Origin of the sequence: Halomonas sp. Ps84H-12 (assembly GCF_024124725.1) — a bacterium.
In the GTDB taxonomy this organism is placed as follows: domain Bacteria; phylum Pseudomonadota; class Gammaproteobacteria; order Pseudomonadales; family Halomonadaceae; genus Vreelandella; species Vreelandella aquamarina.
Window position 1 is genome coordinate 1 of the sequence record NZ_JAMXSJ010000012.1, and the last position, 14,375, is coordinate 14,375.

A 14,375-nucleotide genomic window follows, 5' to 3' on the forward strand; every position below is an offset into this window, starting at 1 on the left:
GGGCCTCGTCGACGTTGATATCGCTGATGGTCATATCACCGCATAGGTGTGCCGAATGATGCTGTGCACTATGCCAGAAAAATCAGCTGGTTGGCGATACCCCATCCGCAGCCACCTGAATAGTTACATCGATTATTAAGAGCGGCTGGTGTTGTAGATTTCTTCGTTGAGTTCGCCTTCGCTTTTACCTACCAGCGTGGTGACCATCAGATCGCCTGCGACGTTAACACTGGTACGCGCCATATCCAGAATGCGGTCAATACCCGCAACCACGGCAATAGCTTCAAGGGGTAGGCCAATTTGTGCCATCACGATGGAGAGCATAATCAGGCCTGCACCAGGAACGCCTGCAGTACCAATCGAGGCCAGCGTGCCGGTGGCTACGATCATGCCGTAATCCATCATGCTCAAATCAGTGCCGGTCATCTGAGCAATAAATAGCACCACCACGCCTTGATACAGTGCGGTGCCATCCATATTGATGGTGGCGCCTACGGGCAGTACAAAGCCGGACACCCCTTCCGATACGCCCAGGTTTTTCTGTGCGCAGCGAATTGAGACGGGCAGGGTGCCTGCTGAGGAAGCAGAAGAAAACGCCACCACGATGGCATCCAGGCTGCCTTTTAAGTAGCGCACCGGGTTCAAACGTCCCATCAGAGAAATAAAGCCAGAGTAGATAACAAGCACATGTAAAATGCTGGCGAGATAGACCACGCCGATCAGTTTGGCGAGTGGGAGCAAAATTTCTAAGCCATACTGGCCCGATACATGGGCAATCAAACCAAACACCCCGAATGGCGCAAACGCCATCACGAGGCCAGTGAGTTTATACATGGCTTCCGCGAAGCTATCGAAGACCTTCATCACCGGCTCGCCTTTTTCACCGATAAGCGTTAGCGAGATGCCCAAGCCAATGGCAAACACAATGATCTGCATAATGTTGCCATTAGCCAGGGCATCAATCGGATTGCGCGGCACGAGATTAATGAGAATCGACATTAGCGATGGTGCTTCGTTAGCCGAGACTTCAGCGTCGAAACTTAGCCCGACACCCACCCCAGGCTGCAGCAGGGTAGAGAGCACAAGGCCAATGCTGATGGCAAAGGCAGTGGTCACCAAGTAAAGGATAATGGTGCGAGCCCCAATACGGCCCATCTTCTGTGGATCGCGCATGGAGGTAATACCCACCACCAGCGTCGAAAAGACCAGCGGCACAATCAGCATCATAATGGCGTTGATGAAGATGTCGCCCAGTGGCTTAAATACACTCGCTGTTTCGCCGAGCAGTGCGCCTGCCAACACCCCGAGCGCCAAACCTGCCAGGATTTTCTGCCATAGAGCGATACGTCGCCACCAACCAAATTTTTCTTGCGTTGCGGTCTCCTGCATAAACTTTCTCCTTTTCTATAACCCGTTGTTAGTGATTCTTGCTTTAAAGCGGCGGGCACTCTATCACTTTTGGCTAATAAGGGGGAATATGCGTAAGGGTCATGGTGCATACCCGTCAACGACTAAGTTCAGCATGGTGGTGCGCTGCCATAGCCCCAACTCGCGCTTTTGCCTACAATAGACCCCTTTGTCACGGCCTTTGAGAGCCGTGTTTCACTGAATTCTGGCCAAGGGATAACTCATGCTCGATCCGAAACTGCTGCGCGGCGATCTTGATGCAACTGCGCAACAACTGGCCCGCCGGGGCTTCGAACTCGATAAAGCGGCACTGCAGGCGCTAGAGTCGCGCCGTCGTGAGTTGCAAACCCAGACCGAACAGTTGCAGAACGAGCGTAATATGCGCTCCAAAGCGATTGGTAAGGCCAAAGCCAGTGGCGAAGATATCCAGCCGCTGCTGGATGAGGTGAGCGATCTTGGTGACCGTTTGGATGCTGCTAAGCGCGAGCTGGCCGAGGTACAGGCTGAGTGGGATGACGCGATTAGCGGTATTCCCAACCTGCCCCATGAGAGCGTGCCGGAAGGCAAGAACGAAGACGATAACGTGGAGCTGCACCGCTGGGGCACGCCGCGTGAGTTCGACTTTGAGGTGCTGGACCATGTGGATTTGGGTAAGAAGTCCGGCTATCTCGATTTTGAACTGGCGGCCAAGCTGACCGGCGCGCGCTTTGCAGTGATGCGCGGGCCCATCGCTCGCCTGCATCGCGCGCTGGCGCAGTTTATGCTGGATACGCAAACCCAGCAGCACGGCTATGAAGAGTGCTATGTGCCTTACATGGTGAATCGGGATTCGCTGATGGGTACGGGCCAGCTGCCCAAGTTCGGCGAGGATCTGTTCAAGCTGAACGACGAGCGGGAGTACCACCTGATTCCCACCTCAGAAGTCCCGCTGACCAACTTCGTGCGTGATGAGATCGTCGAGCTGGCTGCGCTGCCGATGAAGCTCACGGCGCATACTCCATGTTTCCGTTCGGAAGCTGGCGCTTATGGGCGCGATACCCGTGGCATGATTCGTCAACACCAGTTCGATAAAGTCGAGATGGTGCAAATTGTGGAGCCGGAGAAGAGCTATGAAGCGCTGGAAGAGATGCGCGGCCATGCAGAAGCCATTCTGCAGGCGCTTGAGTTGCCGTATCGGGTGGTGACGCTGTGTACGGGCGACATGGGCTTTGGCGCGGCAAAAACCTACGATTTGGAAGTGTGGCTGCCGAGCCAAAACACCTACCGGGAAATCTCTTCTGTGTCTAACTGCGAAGATTTCCAGGCGCGTCGGATGCAAGCCCGTTACCGCCACCCTGATTCCAAAAAGCCTCAGCTACTGCATACGCTCAATGGTTCGGGTTTAGCAGTAGGGCGCTGCCTGCTGGCGGTGCTCGAAAACCACCAGCAGGCGGATGGGTCGATTACTGTTCCGGCTCCCCTGCAGCCCTATCTAGGCGGCCTCGACCGTCTTGCCCTCTAAGCGCCCACTCGACGTTCACCCCGGCATCGATGCGAATGGTGCCGGGGCGGTAGTCGCTGGCTGAACCGCTGCCCATAGCGTCACTTTCGGCGCGCATGGCCATCATGCGGGGTTGAAAAACCGGCGCTTGGGTCTCTTCAATGTGTTGAACAGGGCCAAGCGTGACATCTAGCGTGCTCGCCATAAGGTCGGCTTTATGGCGGGCTTTTTCTAACGCTTTTGTCAGTGCTTCGTCGGTGGCGGCGTCGCGATCCTGCAGGTCAAACTGCACACCATCTAACGCATTTACACCAGCGCCAATCAAAGCGTCCAGCACATCGCCTAATTGGTCTATATTAGTTAGCTCAACGCTGAAGGGGCGTTCTAAGCGGGTGCGCATCAGCGTCTCTTGTTCGCCGTTGTCGTTGCGCGGGCCTGCGACATGCTCAGGATACACGTTCAGGGAGCCTGCATTGATGGCGCGTTGCTCAATGCCGATCTCTTCCATGGCGGCAATCAGCTCGCTGGCACGCTGCTCAAGCCGCTCGCGGGCGCTGCCCAGGGCTTCGCTATCGGTGTCTTCTAAGGTTGAAACCGCTGGGGTGTTTTCCCACAAACGTGCAGAGAGCGTGGCTTTATCGGGTTCAACTTCCACCCATGACTGCGCCTGAACGTGAAGGCTTGGCGGAGCAGGCGGCGCGGCGTAAGCCATAGGGGTAGTCAATAGGGCAAACAAAGCGCTGCTCACGATGCCGTAGCGGAGGCGTTTAAAGTGTTGCATTGCTGTATTCATAGGTCACTTCCTTGCTAAGAGAGCCAATGAGCAGAGTAGGCTAACTAATATTGTGTATCGCTGTTTGGAAGGAAAGGTTGCCATAAAGTTCGCTGGCAAAGAGTAGACGGAAAACAGTTGCTTTTTGTGGATGACGCTTCGAATTCAAGTTCATTTTAACCTTTTCACTTACTATCCTAGCCTGTTCCTACTTTGTCATGGACGCCTCGCGCCCATGAATTGTGGCTATTTACCCCTTCGGGAGAAAGTCGATGAAGGCAAGCAAGCACTCGCCCAGAGCGTTGTTGTGTTCAGTACTATTGTCCATTCCTCTGTTCGGTCAAGCGGAGACTGTGAATTGGACAAATTGGCTCACTGGCCAGATAAGCAAACATCCGGATGTTATGGCGGCGACAGAGCAGGCGGCAGCCCGGAATCAGGATGCTGAGGCAAGCGAACAACCGCTGTATAACCCGGAGCTGTCTGTTGGAGCAGACAGAACGGGCAGTGACAACAACTTTGTGGCAGGGCTATCACAAACGATCGATTGGTCTGATCAACAGGGTGCGCTAAAGGACAAGGCAAAGCTGATCAGGCTTTCCGCTGAAGCTGATTTGAACGAGGCGGTTTTGGCACAAACGTCCGAGTCGCTGTTTGCGCTTGTCGAGTGGCGCGCGGCGACGCGTGCCGAAGAAATTGCGGAATCCCAGCAACACCGTCTGAATGCCTTGCTGGAGCAGGTTGAGCAACGCCAGCAGGCGGGCGACCTGGGGAGTACCGATGCAGAGTTGCTTTTTTTAAGCCTTTCTCAGCAGCTCAGTGAACTCGCCCAGGCAAAGGCCGCAGTTGATCGAGCAGAAACTCAAGTTAGAGAACGTCTGCCGGACTGGAGGCCTCAGGATGGGGGAATCCCCGGGCACATTTGGCCGGCTCTTGCTTCCAGGGTCGATAACGACAATTTGCTGGATCATCCGTCAATTGCTGCTGCCCGCGCGAGGTGGCAGGTGCTGCGGAGCGAAGCCGAGGTGGTCAGTCGCAGAGCGACGGCATCTCCCACGGTCGGGCTGAGCGGAGGGCGTGATGGCGGTGAGAACCTGGTTGGCCTGACGTTCTCGATCCCTCTGAACGTCCGTAATAACTACAGCGCTGAAACCCGGGCTGCGAATCGACGGGCTCTGGAGGCGGAAGCGCGGTTTCAGGCGCTCTACCGGAAACGACAATATGACCTGGCAGGCGCTCGCGCTTCCTGGAAGCGATACGACACCCAACTCAGCCGATGGACAGAACTCTCCCAGGGGCGTGTACAGCGAAGTGCTGATTTGCTTGAGAAGCAGTGGCAGGTCGGCGACCTCTCCACCTCTGAGTATCTCCAGGCGCTGGGCCAGCGCGCGGAGAGCCTGAAAACCGGTATTGAACTGGAAAAGCAGGCGCAGTTGGGTCTGATTGAGCTCTTGAGCCAGTCTGGCGAACTGATCACCCTCTTCCAATACTAGTCTGGAAACTGGATATTCATTATGAAAAAAACTCTGATTTCTGTATTCGCATTGACGTTGCTTACAGCCCCACTTTCTTTTGTACAGGCAGAGGAAGATGCTCATCAGGAAGCCGGTCATGATCATGCTGCCAGTGGCGACGATCATCAGGAAGTCACCGGTGAGGAGGGCGAGTATAAGGAAGATCATGGTGAAGAAGGTGAGCATGAGGAGGAAGGTGAGCATGAGGAGGAAGGTGATCATGAAGAGGAAGGGGGGCACGGCCACGAAGACAAGAACGGTGGCCATGAAGAAGCGGCCACCGCAAGCATCAATGCCAAACAGAAAGAGCTCGCCGGCATTGAAGTAGCAACCCTTGAGAGCAAGCGCGTTGACTATGAAATCTACGCTCCCGGTGAGCTGCTGACCAACGGCTATACCAGCTATCACGTGTCCCCCCGGGTTGCCTCAGTGGTGCTGCGGCGTCACGTGGAACTGGGTGAGCACGTGACCAAGGGCCAGCCGCTGGTAACCCTGTTCAGTGAGACGGTGGCACAGGCGCAGGCGGATTACAGGAAAGCTTTTCCTGAATGGAAGCGAATCAGCGGGCTGGGTCGTTCCGTGGTTGGCGATCAGCGGTTCAATACAGCGAAAGCCAACATTGAAGCAGCAAGGGCGACTCTGCTTGCTTACGGGCTGAACGATGATGACATTGGTGCGTTGAAGGCCAGCGGGGTGGATAGTCTCGGTGAATACATGCTCAGGGCTCGCGTGGATGGTGCAGTACTGACCGATGAGTTTGAGCAAGGACAAAGAGTTGAGGCTGGCCAGCCGCTGGTGACTCTTGCTGATGAGAGTGAGCTTTGGGTAGAAGCCCATCTGCCAGCAAGCTCCGACATTGTTCTAGAGAAGGGCGCGGAAGCCGAAGTCAGGGCAGCGGGTCGTGTGGGCGTGGCAACGGTGTCCCAGGAAGCCCACACCATTGATCCTGTGACCCGCACGCGGATTGTCAGGCTTGAGCTGGACAATCCTGAAGATCGTTTTCATCCAGGAATGTTCGCAGATGTGTATTTTCGTTTTAAGACCAGCGAGCCGGTGCTTGCCGTGCCGGAGACTGCATTGATGCGTGGCGCGGACGGCGACTGGACGGTCTATGTGGAAGAGGCCGAAGGCGAGTATGAACCCGTGGAAGTGGAACTGGGCCGCTCAATTGGCGGGCTCCGTGAGGTTTCCGGCCTGGCTGCGGGCCAACGAGTCGTTTTGCGGGGCGCATTTTTTGTGGCCTCTGAGATTGCCAAAGGCGGCTTTGATCCGCACAACCACTGATTCCGGGAGCCATTATGTTCAACCGAGTAGTCGACTTGGCGGTTCAGAACCGCCTGTTGGTTCTTATTGCGCTTGCAGTGCTTATCGCCACGGCCGCGTTTCAGATACCAAAACTGAATCTTGATGCTTTCCCCGACGTTACAAACGTCCAGGTCGCTGTTAATACAGAGGCGCCCGGACTTGCGGCTGAGGAAGTCGAGCAGCTGATCACCTATCCCATTGAAGCGGTGATGTATGCGTTGCCGGATGTTGAGGAGGTTCGGTCCATCTCCAAAACCGGGTTGTCTGGTGTCACCGTGGTCTTTAAAGAGGGCACGGATATCTATTTCGCGCGCCAACTGGTTTTCGAGCGGTTGCAGGCCGCGCGGGAGCTGATTCCGGACGGGGTCGGGGTGCCTGAAATGGGGCCGAATACGTCCGGTCTTGGCCAGGTCTACCAGTACTTGCTGATAGCGGACCCGGATTCGGGGTACGACGCAATGGAATTGCGCAGCTTGCACGACTGGCTGGTCAAACTGTTGCTGATACCGGCTGAAGGGGTTACGGAAATCCTGTCGTTTGGCGGAGAGGTCCGCCAGTACCAGGTTAACCTGAACCCGGCGCGAATGCTGTCCTATGACTTATCACAGAACGATGTCATGGAAGCCCTGGAGAACAACAACTCCAATGTTGGGGGCTGGTATATGGGCCGCGGGCAGGAGCAGTTGGTTATTCGCGGTATGGGCTGGCTGGGTAATGGCGAGCAGGGGCTCGAGCAGATCCGTCAGGTGCCCGTTAAAACCAGTGATGGCATTACAGTGACAGTGAACGATGTCGCCGAGGTAGCGCTGGGCACTGAAATTCGCCAGGGTGCGGTAACCATGACCCGGAAGGATGAAGCCGGTCAGGTTGAACAACTGGGTGAAGTGGTTTCTGGCATTGTACTCAAACGAATGGGGGCCAACACAAAAGCCACCATCGACGGCATCGAGGCCCGCATTGATCGCATAAATCAGGCGCTTCCGAGTGGGGTTCGTTTTGAGCCCTATTACAACCAGGCGGATCTGGTGACCAAGGCCGTAGAGACGGTGACCAATGCGCTTCTGTTGGCTTTTGTGTTTATTGCGATCGTGCTTGCCCTGTTCCTGATGAATCTGCGGGCAACAACGCTGGTGCTGCTTTCAATACCGATTTCCATCGGGATTGCCCTGATGATCATGGCCTGGTTCGGTCTCTCGGCCAACCTGATGTCTCTGGGCGGTATTGCTGTGGCAATTGGCATGCTGGTGGATGGCTCTGTTGTTATGGTTGAGAACATTTTCAAGCATCTGACCCATCCCGATGCTGAGCATGACGCCCACCGGAATGAGTTGGCTGAAGGCGACCCCGATCCGCTGGATGCATCGCACGATGATCGTGGCATTGCACTTCGACTGCAGGAAGCGGGCCGGGAAGTGGCGCGGCCGATCTTTTTCGCGACGGCGATTATCCTGGTCGTTTTCATGCCTCTGTTCAGCTTTGAAGGTGTGGAAGCCAAGCTTTTCCAGCCAATGGCGATCAGCATCATGCTGGCCATTGTGTCCGCTGTGATCGTCGCTCTGGTGGTTGTACCCGCGCTGGCGTCATACATGTTCCGTAAGGGTATCCGGGAGCGGGAAAGCTTCATTCTAAAACCCCTGGAAAAGCTCTATCGCATGGGGCTTGCCTGGTCACTGAAGCATAGCCGCGTGGTTGTTGGCGCGGCGGCTGTTCTTGTTGTGCTGGCGGCGCTGGTTGTGCCACGACTCGGCACGGAGTTCGTTCCTGAACTGGAAGAGGGAACGATTAACCTCCGGGTGACCCTGGCCCCTTCATCAAGCCTTGATACGGCGCTTGAAGTGGCGCCAAAACTGGAAGCCATGCTGATGGAATTTCCAGAAGTGACCTACGCGCTGTCCCGGGCGGGCCGACCGGAAATAGGCGGGGATCCGGAGCCCGTTAACAATATAGAGATCTATATTGGCTTAAAACCAACTTCGGAGTGGACCAGCGCCAGTAATCGCTATGAATTGCAGGCCCTGTTTGAGGCGAAGCTCGAACAGCACCCGGGGCTACTGTTTAACTTTTCTCAGCCTATTGCAACTCGGGTTGACGAATTGTTGTCAGGTGTCCGCGCGCAGTTGGCCATCAAACTCTTTGGCCCGGATCTCAAGGTGCTGGCCGAGAAAGGTCAGCAGATCGAAGCGGCGGTCCGAACTGTTCAGGGGACCCGGGACGTGGCCATGGAGCAGATTGCCGGTGAAGCGCAGTTGGTGGTTCAGCCAGACCGTCAGGCAATTTCCCGGTACGGACTCGCCGTGTCTGATGTGATGAGTGTCGTCCGGGACGGACTGGGTGGTGCCGCCGCGGGCCAGATCATCAACGGAAATGAGCGGTACGATATCTATGTGCGCCTGGCCAAACGTTTCCGGGAAGACCGGGATGCCATTGCTGATCTCAGGTTGCAGGCGCCTTCCGGAGCCTGGGTGAGACTCGGTGATGTGGCCGATGTGTCTATTGAGTCTGGCCCGCCCCAGGTGCGCCGCGACGACGTTCAGCGCCGTGTGGTCATTCAGTCCAATGTGCAGGGTCGTGACATGGGCAGTGTGGTTGCCGATATTCAGGATACCATCGCGTCAGAAGTGAACCTTCCCCCCGGCTATTCGGTGGATATTGGTGGTCAGTTTGAAAACCAGCAGCGAGCTCAGAAGCGGTTGACTATCGTGGTTCCTGTATCTCTGGGACTGATTGCGCTGTTGCTCTACTTCGCTTTCAGTTCGGTTGGTCAGGCACTGTTAATCCTTGTCAACGTGCCGCTTGCCGTTATTGGTGGCGTCTTTTCACTCTGGATCTCCGGCCAGTATCTTTCGGTGCCCAGTTCCGTTGGATTTATCACACTGTTTGGTGTGGCGGTGCTTAACGGGGTCGTTATGGTCGAAAGCATCAATCAGCGAATACAGGATGGATTGAACGTGGATACCGCGGTGTTTGAAGGTGCCGTCTCCCGTTTGCGTCCTGTCTTGATGACAGCAATAACCTCGGCGCTCGGTTTGATACCGATGCTGTTGTCGACGGGCGTGGGTGCTGAAATCCAGAAGCCACTGGCCAGCGTGATTGTTGGCGGCCTTATCACCGCAACTTTCCTGACACTCTTTGTTTTGCCGGTTCTGTTCGGTCGCTTTTCAAGAGCCAAGGTGAGTGATATCCAACGGTAAAAAATGGGAGAAGCCGCGCTGCGTCATCGACGGTTGCCTTTCTGGAGGTTTTCTAATCCGGAAGTGGCAGTAGAATGACAATGCTGGCTCCTCCGTTTTTTGAGGTACCCATGTTCATCTGTCCGAGGTTGTCTTCGACAATCTCGGACACGATGGACAATCCGAGCCCAAAACCGGCGACCGTTTCATCCAGCCTGGTACCCCTGTTCATGACAGTGGCTGCCGCCTCGGGAGAAATTCCGGGGCCATCGTCCGCTACTTCTATGGAGAGTCCTGATGACGTGCGGGCGATTGTAACGTCGACGGTTGTCTGGCACCACTTCCCGCCATTTTCGAGTAAATTGCCAAGTAGCTCTGAAAGATCCTGTCGCTCCATTGGCCAGCTGAAGTTTTCAGGTAAGTTGGTGTGGAGGCGAAAAACCGTGTCAGGGAAGATTTTTTCCATAACGGTGATGACACTTGCCGTGATTTCAACCGGCATGCACGTCCGTCCCATCTGTCTGCCTGATATGTCTGCTTTGCTCATCCGGTATTTCAGGGATTTGTCAAGCTCCCGCAAGTTAGAGGCCATAAACACAACATCCTCCCGTGACGGAGGCAAGGTATCGATATCCGACAAAATGGCAAGATTGGCAGAAATAGAGGTTTTGACCAGGTGAGAGAGATCGGAATTCAGGCGGCGGTGGCGGTCCAGCCGCCGGTTTGACAGCTCGAGCAAATCATTGAGCTGCCGGATCAGCGGACGAAACTCTTCCGGCACGTGAGGGTTCAGACGACTTTGTTTCCCGGATTGGAGCCGTCTCAGGTCCTCTTTTATCCTACTGATGGGCTTTAACGTCAGATGTGTGGTGGTTCCAATCAGTGCCAGCAGTATCGCCAGAAGAACGGCCGAGGCACCGAGCAATGTCAGGTGGGCCTTCAGCGGTCGTTCAGAGAGCGCCCCCTCGGTTTCAAGAACGGTGATTGAGGCCAGCTTTCCAGTAGCAGTGAACGTACGTCTAAGCCCAAAAAGCGTGTTCGCGCCCTGCGCTATGTGAATAAAACCCTCGGGCTTATCCACAACGCCCTGCATTTGGCTCAGGTCAAAGTTGTTGCTCGTCAGGACGCTCCCGCCTGCCGTTTCGATGATGATGGCATGCCCCAGAAGCATTTCAAACTGATGGATCATGTTCCTGAGGTCGTCAGTTGTCGGGGACTCGGCTTCAATGATTGCCTGAAAGTTTTCCAGCTCTTTACTCAGGTGTTGTTTCCTGGACTCGTCCGATAGTTGTTTTATCACGTAGGCATGTGAAAAGAATATCAGGGTGAAATAGACGAGGCTGAAAACAGCCCCATACTGAATGGCTGTTCTTCGGATACTCTTTGGAGCTGGCATATGTTGACCTGGTTCGTTCGGGCGTTCAGCCAGTAGGATCTTTTTCGAAGAAGTAGCCCTGGCCACGCAAAGTCTTGATTTTATTGCCCCCTATTATTTTTCTGAGCCTGGCTATATAGACCTGAACAACATTTCTGGTGGGGCATCTTTCTATGTTGTAGAGGGTTTCAACCAGTTCGTCCTGGGAAAATACCCTGTCTGGTGAACGGAGGAAACACTGTAAAAGGCGGAATTCCGTAGCTGTCAGTCTGAACTCTTTCTGGTCGGGCGTGGTAAGCGTTCGGTAGGTGGCGTTGAGACTGAATCCGTCAACACTGATCTGGTCTGTCGTTCTGCCGTCCTTTCTGCGGATAATCGCACTGAGCCGGGCTTTCAGTTCATCAAACTCAAACGGTTTGGGAAGGTAATCGTCGGCACCCGCGTTCAACCCTTCTACTCTCTCAGTCCAGTTGGAGCGTGCGGTCAGAATAAGGATGGCCTCTTTTTTCCCGTTTTTTCTCCATCTTTGCATTAAAGACAGTCCATTTTCATCGGGCAGTCCGATATCGAGAATAACGGCCTGGTAGGAGCTTGTTTCAATCAACGAGTCCGCTTCTTTGCCGGTTTTGGCGATATCGACTGTGTAGTGCGCCTGCGCAAGCCAGTCCGATATTCTTTTGGCAAGTACCGCATTGTCCTCAACAATCAGAATTTTCATTTGTAAGCGCCGTTTTTCGTGGTGGGAAAGTTTCGCTCGTCCTCTGTTGATTGTAACAGTAACGAAGGAATCAGGATCAGAAAAGCCGGTTGTTAGCGTTGTCCAGATTGGCTCTTCCGAGGTTGGCGACGCTGCGGTCCAGATCATCAATGGCGCGACGTTCTCAGGCGAAGTGGCGCCTGAGTGTGAAAAAAGGATTATCGGAGTGATCCAAAAATCCGGCTCCCGATGAGTGGAAGCCGGATTTTCAGCAATCTCCGTTCACTCATCAGAAATTAACGCTGATCCCCAGTGAAGCGGTGCGCGGCAGGTTCGCCATGGCGCCATCGGGCCAACGTGAGACAATTTGCTGTTCATCGAACAGGTTGTCCACTTTCAGGAAGACATCGGCACTGGCGGTCAGCGCGTAACGGCTGATGAAGTCGACCAGGAACAGGGATTCGGTCTCGTCCAGTTTCGTCGCGGTGTTGTTGCATCCTGCGCTGACACACATCTCATCGACGTAGGTGGCCACAAGGTAGTTGTCCCAGCCACTCGGGTGCTCCATGCCGACCCGCAGGCTCATCTGGTTTTCCGGAACGTCTTTGAGTTGCTCGCCTTTTTTCAGGCCAGAGGCAGCATTGTCCTTGCTGATTTCCGCCTGGGTAAAGGTGTAGGTAAGGCTGACCGGAAGGTAGAACTCGCCCGCCTCGGTGCCGGTCTGGAGCTGGAATTCCGCACCGGCAATTTCAGCCTCGCCGGCTACGAAACTGCCAGAAGTGGCGCCATTGCTGCACGGCGAGCCCACTGAACAGTTTTCAGCCTTGTTGGAGAAGTCGCTGTAGAAGCCGATCACTTCCGCGAAGAACGCATTGCCAAAGTAGCGGACGCCGGCTTCCCAGTTCTTGCTGGTTTCCGGATCTTCGTTTGCCCTGGCACCACCTCCGAGAGGGGAGAAACCCCGGTGCACGCCACCCAGAACCTGCCAGCTTTGGGACAGGTCATAGGTAAAGGAAGCGCCAGGCAGGAGTTCGGCGCTGTCATTGGCGCGGGTGCTGTCGACGGTCGTGCGACCGGGATCCGCGTATTGGGTGCGGCTGGTCTGTACATCCTCGTAGCGCAGAGCGAGGTTGATATTGAGCTTGTCCGTCGCCTGCCACTTGTCGAGTGCCCAGAAGCTCAGGGCTTCGCCGGTCTCAAAGCGGTTGTTGCTGCCCGTTGGGGCCACGCTGTTCTGGAACACCAGGGAGCCATTGACCTGGTCGTACACATCCACCGGCTGGAAGCGATCCATTTCATCTTCGTGGATGCGGGCGCCGAAGTCGAATTCGTGGTTGCCAATGTTTACATCGAAGTTTGTCTGCACGCCCTGGGACAGGTAGTCCCTGGCGTTGTTTTTGTATTCCAGACCGCTGGCGTCAATTGTGCCGTCCAGAATACCCTGGGCATTGGCGTCGCCGGCGTTTGCCTGGCCGATGATGTTTCCGGCGCCACTGAGCTTGTACCAATTGCGTTTGAAGTCGTTGCGGTAGAGAGTCGTGGTGCTGCTTACATTGTCGCTCCACTCGAACTGATGAGTCAGGCTGACACCGGAGTGAGTATTATCCATCTGGTCGAGACTGGAAAGCCCGTAGCGCCGGTTGGGGTCCTGGTTGAAGTCCGCATCCGTCAGTCCGACATAGGTCGAGTTGGAGGTTTCCTCGGAATACTGCAGCTTGGCGGTTACGCTCTGGCGCTCTCCCTGCCAGCGTAGCTTGCCGACATAATCACTGATGTCGAAGCCACTGTTGCGGTTGCTTCGGTCAATGTCCTTGAAGCCTTGCGCTGAGCGCTGGACCGTTTCAACCAGATAGCCCCAGTCACCGTTCGTGTCGCCATAGGTTGCATGAACGTCGGTGGAGCCGCGCTCGTTGGTGACGGCTTCGACGTAGCCCTTCTGCTCGTCGGGAATGGGTGTGGAAATCAGGTTGATCACGCCGCCGGTGGTTTGCGGACCATAGCGCAGCAGCGGGGCACCCTTGAGTACTTCCAGCGAGGACATGCGCTTGAACGTCGGGAAATAATAGGCGGCCGGATTGGAGTAGGGCGCCGGCGCGATCAGAATGCCATCTTCCATCAGGGTAACATTGCTGCTTCGCTCGGCCGTGGCACCGCGAATGCCAATGTTAGGGCGCAGGCCCAGACCCTCCTCTTCCCGTACATACACGCCCGGGACGGTTTTCAGTACCTGGTTGATGTCGGCCTCAACCTCGGTTTTCAACTGTTGATCGCCAACAACGTAGCCTGACCCCGGCAAGGTCTGGGCGGCAGACGCATCGCCAATGATTTCCATGGGTTCAAGCATCTGGGGCTGATCATCGCCGACTGCCCAACTGGCGCCCGGGGCAAGGCTGACAGCCACGGCCAGTGATAAGCGGGAAGGTTTAAACATGTGTTTCTCCGCAATTATTCGTATTTGAAATTCTAAATAGAAACGCGTTCCATTTGCGGATACGAATTTAAGGACTTCTCATAATCAAGTCAATAACCAATGTTAATGATAATGAGAGAGTGTCACCAGGCTGAAAAGGTTGAATTTCTCTCAAACGGGCAATTCGGAGGTCGGAGCGGGTTGGGCGGAGGGTGAGGGTATCAGCTGGCCCGCAATCCGGGGCC

Annotated in this window: 9 protein-coding genes; 4 read left to right on the top strand and 5 right to left on the bottom strand. The window is 55.2% G+C overall.

Features of this window, described 5'->3' with window-relative positions; genetic code table 11:
* Positions 1-135 precede the first annotated feature (135 nt).
* Positions 136-1,389 (bottom strand): dicarboxylate/amino acid:cation symporter, encoded by a 1,254-nt coding sequence (locus NH344_RS07815; protein WP_044628133.1) that lies wholly within the window; start codon positions 1,387-1,389, stop codon positions 136-138.
* A gap of 241 nt (positions 1,390-1,630) precedes the next feature.
* Here NH344_RS07815 and serS point away from each other — a divergent pair, with 241 nt between their 5' ends.
* Entirely contained in the window at positions 1,631-2,908 is a 1,278-nt protein-coding gene (serS, locus tag NH344_RS07820; RefSeq protein ID WP_044628132.1) for a serine--tRNA ligase, read from the top strand.
* On the opposite strand, the gene NH344_RS07825 is transcribed toward serS, so the two are convergent.
* Positions 2,850-3,680 carry an SIMPL domain-containing protein gene (locus tag NH344_RS07825; RefSeq protein WP_058577637.1) on the bottom strand — a complete coding sequence of 277 codons (831 nt, stop codon included), beginning with the start codon at positions 3,678-3,680 and terminating at the stop codon, positions 2,850-2,852. The two genes, serS and NH344_RS07825, sit on opposite strands and share 59 nt — an antisense overlap.
* 251 nt (positions 3,681-3,931) lie before the next feature.
* Between NH344_RS07825 and NH344_RS07830 the strand changes: the two genes are divergently transcribed.
* From NH344_RS07830 to NH344_RS07840, 3 genes are read left to right on the top strand one after another with little or no spacing between them, the layout of a single operon-like run.
* Positions 3,932-5,152, top strand: coding sequence for a TolC family protein (locus NH344_RS07830; protein WP_044628130.1), 1,221 nt, complete (start codon positions 3,932-3,934; stop codon positions 5,150-5,152).
* 21 nt (positions 5,153-5,173) lie between these two features.
* On the top strand, positions 5,174-6,457 hold the full coding sequence (locus tag NH344_RS07835; RefSeq protein ID WP_253027734.1) for an efflux RND transporter periplasmic adaptor subunit: 1,284 nt from the start codon (positions 5,174-5,176) through the stop codon (positions 6,455-6,457).
* 14 nt (positions 6,458-6,471) lie between these two features.
* Entirely contained in the window at positions 6,472-9,669 is a 3,198-nt protein-coding gene (locus NH344_RS07840) for a CusA/CzcA family heavy metal efflux RND transporter (RefSeq protein ID WP_172416040.1), read from the top strand.
* 52 nt (positions 9,670-9,721) lie between these two features.
* Here the strand turns inward: NH344_RS07840 and NH344_RS07845 are convergent, their stop codons facing one another.
* The 3 genes from NH344_RS07845 to NH344_RS07855 form a co-directional block, all read right to left on the bottom strand.
* The gene (locus NH344_RS07845) at positions 9,722-11,044 is read right to left on the bottom strand and encodes an ATP-binding protein (RefSeq protein WP_008174544.1); all 1,323 of its coding nucleotides are present in this window, start codon (positions 11,042-11,044) and stop codon (positions 9,722-9,724) included.
* Positions 11,045-11,069: 25 nt separating this feature from the next.
* Positions 11,070-11,741: a response regulator transcription factor gene (locus tag NH344_RS07850; RefSeq protein WP_044628127.1), complete on the bottom strand. Its 672-nt coding sequence runs from the start codon at positions 11,739-11,741 to the stop codon at positions 11,070-11,072.
* A gap of 268 nt (positions 11,742-12,009) precedes the next feature.
* Positions 12,010-14,151 carry a TonB-dependent receptor gene (locus NH344_RS07855; protein ID WP_062359135.1) on the bottom strand — a complete coding sequence of 714 codons (2,142 nt, stop codon included), beginning with the start codon at positions 14,149-14,151 and terminating at the stop codon, positions 12,010-12,012.
* Between the last annotated feature and the right edge of the window lie 224 nt (positions 14,152-14,375).